Origin of the sequence: Streptomyces sp. CB02980, assembly GCF_014451325.2 — a bacterium.
GTDB lineage: Bacteria > Actinomycetota > Actinomycetes > Streptomycetales > Streptomycetaceae > Streptomyces.
This window is the reverse complement of sequence record NZ_JACSCH020000057.1, coordinates 1-1,589: the sequence shown is the minus strand read 5'-3', so window position 1 is coordinate 1,589 and position 1,589 is coordinate 1. Positions and strand designations below refer to the sequence as shown.

The window sequence follows — 1,589 nt, the reverse complement described above, 5'->3', positions numbered from 1 at the left end:
GTCGCCTCACGCGGCGAGATCCCGAAGAACCCCGCATCGAACCGACCCGCGTCATGCAAGAACCCACCACGACGGACGTACGTGGTCCCCGGGTTGTCGGGGTCGGAGTCGAACAGACCGTCCAGATCCCAGCCACGGTCCTCCGGGAACTCCGACAGACCGTCCCGACCCTCACTCACCATCCGCCACAGATCCTCCGGACCGGCGACGCCGCCCGGCAGACGGCAGGCCATGCCGACGATGACGATCGGGTCGTCGTCCGTGGAGGCGGTGGTCGGCGCGGTGGGGGCGACGGTGGCCGTCTGCCCGCTGAACTCGTCGCGCAGGTAGCGGGCGAGGGCGCGCGGGGTCGGGTAGTCGAAGATCAGCGTGGCGGGAAGCTTCACGCCCGTCGCCGTGCTGAGCCGGTTGCGCAGCTCGACCGCCGTCAGCGAGTCGAAGCCGGCGTCCTTGAACGCCTTGTCCGACTCGACGCGCTCGACCGTCGCGTGTCCCAGCACGATCGCCGTGTGGTTGCGGACCAGGTCGAGCAGGGTCTTCTCCTGGTCGGCGGGGGCGAGGCCCGCCAGCCGCTGGGCGAGGGCGTTACGGTCGCCCGCGCCGGCCTGGGCCGTGCGGCGGCCCGGACGCACCAGGCCGCGGAGGACCGGCTGCACCCCGCCGCCGGCCGTGGCTTCCGCGCGTACGGCACGCAGGTCCAGCTTCATCGGGACCAGCAGCGCCTGGTCACCGGCCACGGCGGAGTCGAAGAGCTCCATGCCCTCGGCCGAGGACATGGCCAGCACACCGCCACGGCCCATACGGGCCTGGTCCGCGGCGCCCAGGTGCCCGGTCATGCCACCGGACGTCTGCGCCCACAGGCCCCAGGCCAGCGACACGGCCGGCAGACCCGCCGCCCTACGGCGCAGCATCAGCGCGTCGAGGTAGGCGTTGGCGGCGGCGTAGTTGCCCTGACCCGCCGAGCCGAAGATGCCCGCAGCCGACGAGAACACCACGAAGGCGTCGAGGTCCAGGCCGCGCGTCAGCTCGTCCAGGTGGTGGGCGGCGGCCGCCTTCGGGGCGAAGACACCCGCGAGACGGTCCTCGGTCAGCGCGCCCAGCAGGCAGTCGTCGAGGACGCCCGCCGTGTGGATCACGCCGGTCAGCCGACGCTCGGTGGAGATGCCGGTCAGCAGACCGGCCACGGCGTCACGGTCGGAGACGTCGCAGGCGACGACGGTCGCCGTGGCGCCCTCGGCCGACAGCTCCGCCACCAGCTCCGCAGCACCCTCCGCCGCCGGACCCCGACGACTGGCCAGCACCAGATGACGCACACCGTGCACCGACACCAGATGCCGGGCCAGAACACCCGCCAGGGAACCCGTACCACCCGTGATCAGAACCGTGCCCTCAGAATCGAGCACACCCACGGCACCGGCACCGGCAGCCGCCCGCGCCAGACGCGGCACCGACACCACCGCACCACGCACCGCAAGCTGCGGCTCACCAGCAGCCAGCACACCCGACAACAAACCCGAACCGACCTCGACACCCGGCTCCACATCCAACAGCACAACCCGGTCCGGATACTCCGCCTGCGCAGCCCGCAC

2 protein-coding genes are annotated in these 1,589 nt (G+C 72.3%); one reads left to right on the top strand and one right to left on the bottom strand.

Annotated features, from left to right (window positions below; genetic code table 11):
- The coding region (locus E0F75_RS39700; RefSeq protein WP_229315909.1) for a beta-ketoacyl reductase at positions 1 to 1,328 on the bottom strand (1,328 nt) is incomplete at its 3' end.
- Here E0F75_RS39700 and E0F75_RS39695 point away from each other — a divergent pair.
- The coding region (locus tag E0F75_RS39695; protein WP_229315910.1) for a hypothetical protein at positions 1,305 to 1,589 on the top strand (285 nt) is incomplete at its 3' end. The genes E0F75_RS39700 and E0F75_RS39695 overlap by 24 nt on opposite strands.